The following is a 3,801-nucleotide window of genomic DNA, read 5'->3' on the forward strand; positions in this document are numbered from 1 at the left end:
CCCCGTGGTCGTCATGAACTACCCCGAAGAGATCAAGGCGTTCTACATGCGCCTCAACGACGACGGCAAGACCGTGGCAGCCATGGACGTCCTCGCGCCCGGCATCGGCGAGATCATCGGCGGTGCGCAGCGTGAAGAGCGCCTGGACTACCTCGACCGCCGCATGGACCAGTTCGGCCTCGATAAGGAGGTCTACAACTGGTATCGCGACCTGCGCCGCTACGGCACGGTACCGCATGCCGGCTTCGGCCTTGGCTTCGAGCGCCTGCTCGTCTACGTCTGCGGCCTCGCAAATATTCGCGACGCTATCCCCTATCCCCGCGCGGCAGGGAGTGCCGAGTTCTAAGAACCACAACCCTTATGCCCCCTTCCCTGCTCCGTTCCCTGCTCCTCGCCGCCGCGATGCTCACGCTCGCGGCCTGCCATACGATGAAAGCCATCGTGCCGCCGAACTTCCGTCCGCCGGAAAACCCGTCGAACGCGGTCGATGTCGCACGCAAGGCACTCGACAACGCCACGCCCTGTTGCGGCAGCTTTGCCGACCTGTCCTATCAGGACATGCTGCCCTGGCAGCCGCAGCGCTTCTCGCTGGACAAAGACAGCCCGGTCGCCAACCTCAACGGCGACCGCAGCTACTTCCTGGCGTTCCGCCTGCCGGCGGGCGCGCAGATGCCTTATACCGTCGCGATGAAGGCCGAACTCAACGSCCGCTGGCTGAGCTCGAGCTACCTGTTCGCGCCCACGGTCGTGGTGCTCGACGATGCCTTCCAGCCCCTTCATGCCGAAGACATCCAGCTCTGCGAATACATGGGCTGGACCAACGAGACGACGGGCGCCTTCGGCAAGTTCAAGGTCGAGGACGACAAGGCGCGGTACATCGTGGTTTATTCGTCGGCCAAGCAGCAGAAGAGCCAGACGTACTGGGAGCAGTCGCCCAGCAACTTCTCGGCGGAAGCGCCGGTGAAGATGGCCACGGCGGGCAGCTTCAAGATTCCGCACGGCCCGGACGGCGTGCTGTTCGTCGGCATGCAGAACGATACCTACAAGAAAGCCATCAGCAACGCCGTCTGCGACAAGGCCCAGCCGGGCAATGGCGTGATTTCCACGATCCGCCAGGTGGTCACGACCGATATCCTCGGCCAGGACCAGAAGAAGAAAGAAAAGGACAGCTGAGCCAGCATGCAGACCGCCGTCCTTCTGTATCTCCTCTTGCTGCTCGGCGCCGTGGCCGCTTTCGTCTTCCACTTCATCGCGCAGTGGCGCTTCACGTTACTGCTGCGACAGCGCTATCCGGACCAGTGGAAGACCATCACCGAGGCCGACACCGGCCGGCCGAACGGCATGGCCAACTGGCTGCGCATGCGCCGCGTGCTGCGCTCCGACGCACCTGCCTTGTTCAACGACGACGACCTCAACCGCTGGCAGCGCTGGTGGCGTCGTGCGCCCTGGTTCGCCTGGCCGTGCTGGTTCGCCGCGATGGCGCTACAGTGGTGGGCGATGAGACAGGCCTGAAAGGCCGCCACCCAACCAGGGAGCACGCATGGATCTTCGCCTCACCGGTCGTCACGCGCTGGTCTGCGGCGCCTCCCAGGGCATCGGCCGCGCCACCGCTTTCGAGCTGGCCGAGCTCGGCGCGAGCGTCACGCTGCTCTCCCGCTCCGCCGATGCATTGATCGCACTGGCGGCCGAATTGCCGGCGACTCACCCCGGCCAGARACATCGCCACATCGCCGTCGACATGCTCGACACCGAAGCCCTGACCGCGGCCGTCACCGAGGCGGCGCATCTCAACGCCGTGCACGTGCTGGTCAATAACAGTGGCGGCCCGCCGCCCGGTCCGGCATGGAATGCCGAGCCCGAGGCCTTCCTCGTGGCCTTCCGCCAACACCTCCTCGGCGCGCAGGTCGTCACGCGGGCCTGCCTGCCCGGCATGCGTGCCGCGCACTACGGGCGCATCGTCAACGTCATCTCCACCTCGGTGAAAGAGCCGATTCCCAACCTCGGCGTTTCCAATACGGTCCGCGCCGCGGTGGCTGGCTGGGCCAAGACCCTCTCGGCCGAAGTCGCACCCGACGGCATCACCGTCAACAATGTGCTTCCCGGCTACACGCGTACGCCGCGCCTGGAGGCGTTGGTCGAGGCGAGCGTCAAGGCCGGGCGCGGCCGTGATGAAGTCGAGCGCGGCCTGCTCGCCAGCGTGCCAGCGGCGCGCTTCGGCGATCCCGCGGAAGTGGCGGCCGTCATCGCCTTCCTCGCCAGCCCCGCCGCCGGCTATGTCAACGGAGTGAGCCTCGCCGTCGATGGCGGGCGCACGCGCAGCCTCAACTGAAGCGCAGCATGCATATCCTCGCCAACCTCATCGATGGCCAGTCGCGCGCGCCGCGTGCCGGCCGTTACCTCGACAGCGTCGACCCTGCCATCGGCCAGCCGTTCGCGCAGTGCCCGGACTCCGATGCTGCCGATGTCGCGGAGGCCGTCACAGCCGCCTCCCGCGCCGCGCCGGGCTGGGCGCAAACGCCTGCCGAAGCACGCGGGCGATGCCTGCACCGACTGGCCGACCTCATCGAAGCCCGCCTGGCGTCGTTCGCTGAAGCCGAATCGCAGGACAGCGGGAAGCCGCTCGCCCTCGCCCGCTCCCTCGATATCCCCCGCGCCATCGCCAACCTGCGCTTCTTCGCGGCGGCCGCTGGYCAGTGGAGCGGTGAATCCCACGCGATGGAGCATGGCGCGATCAACTACACCCTGCGCTTACCGCTCGGCGTCGTCGGCTGCATCAGTCCGTGGAACCTGCCGCTCTATCTCTTCACCTGGAAGATTGCACCCGCCCTCGCCGCCGGCAACACCGTCGTCGCCAAGCCGTCCGAGGTCACGCCGTATACGGCATGGCTTCTCGGCACGCTGGTCAGCGAGGCCGGCTTTCCGCCGGGCGTCCTCAACATCGTCCACGGCAGTGGCCCCGCCGTCGGTGAGGCCATCGTCACGAACGAGACGGTGAAGGCCATTTCATTCACAGGCAGCACCCGGACGGGCATTGCCATCGCGAGCGCCGCGGCACCGCAACTGAAAAAAGTGTCGCTCGAACTGGGTGGCAAGAACCCGGCCATCGTTTTCGACGACTTCGATTTCTCCGAGGCATCGCTTGCCACGATCGTGCGCTCCGGCTTTGCCAACCAGGGCGAGATCTGCCTGTGCGGCTCCCGCCTGCTTGTCCAACGCGGCATCTACGATCGCTTTCGCGAGGCCTATCTCGAGCGCGTTCGCGCCTTGCGCGTCGGTGACCCCAAGGACGCCTCGATCCAGCTCGGCGCCCTGGTCTCCAAGGCACATTTCGACAAGGTCATCGGCTGCATCGCGCGCGCGGTGGATGAAGGCGGCACGCTATTGACGGGCGGCGAACGCGTCGTCGTCGAGGGCCGCTGCGCCGATGGCTGGTTCGTCCAGCCGACCGTCATCGAAGGACTGGCACCCGAAGCGGCGACGAACCAGGAAGAGATCTTCGGACCCGTCGTCACGCTGACTCCTTTCGACACCGAAGCGGATGCCCTCGCCATCGCCAACGGTACGCCTTACGGGCTGGCCGCCTCGGTGTGGACGCGCGACGTGTCGCGTGCCCACCGGTTCTCGGCGAAGCTCGACTTCGGCATCGTATGGGTCAACTGCTGGATGCTGCGCGACCTGCGCACGCCGTTCGGCGGCACGAAGCAATCGGGCGTCGGCCGCGAAGGCGGTTTCGAAGCCATGCGTTTCTTTACCGAGGCCAGGAATGTCTGCATCGACCATGGGCAATGATGTCATCCGCGC

General features: G+C 66.4%; 5 protein-coding genes. All 5 read left to right on the forward strand.

Going from position 1 to position 3,801, the window contains the following annotated elements:
• Positions 1 to 346 (forward strand): amino acid--tRNA ligase-related protein (locus tag AC1DT2_RS17535; protein WP_477297741.1); only part of this gene is annotated, 346 nt, incomplete at its 5' end.
• Between the two features lie 14 nt (positions 347 to 360).
• Positions 361 to 1,173, forward strand: a complete 813-nt coding sequence (locus AC1DT2_RS17540; RefSeq protein ID WP_477297742.1) for a MalM family protein — start codon at positions 361 to 363, stop codon at positions 1,171 to 1,173.
• Between the two features lie 6 nt (positions 1,174 to 1,179).
• Positions 1,180 to 1,512: a hypothetical protein gene (locus AC1DT2_RS17545; protein WP_477297743.1), complete on the forward strand. Its 333-nt coding sequence runs from the start codon at positions 1,180 to 1,182 to the stop codon at positions 1,510 to 1,512.
• Positions 1,513 to 1,540: 28 nt separating this feature from the next.
• The gene (locus tag AC1DT2_RS17550) at positions 1,541 to 2,329 is read left to right on the forward strand and encodes an SDR family oxidoreductase (protein ID WP_477297744.1); all 789 of its coding nucleotides are present in this window, start codon (positions 1,541 to 1,543) and stop codon (positions 2,327 to 2,329) included.
• Positions 2,330 to 2,337: 8 nt separating this feature from the next.
• The gene (locus tag AC1DT2_RS17555; RefSeq protein WP_477297745.1) at positions 2,338 to 3,789 is read left to right on the forward strand and encodes an aldehyde dehydrogenase; all 1,452 of its coding nucleotides are present in this window, start codon (positions 2,338 to 2,340) and stop codon (positions 3,787 to 3,789) included.
• The last annotated feature ends 12 nt before the right edge of the window (positions 3,790 to 3,801 follow it).

Source organism: Luteibacter sp. P4_E6 (genome assembly GCF_056401535.1).

What these genes read in the sequence shown, in the direction of transcription:
- AC1DT2_RS17545 (WP_477297743.1), top strand. Translation starts at nt 1,180, where the DNA reads ATGCAGACCGCCGTCCTTCTGTATCTCCTCTTGCTGCTCGGCGCCGTG.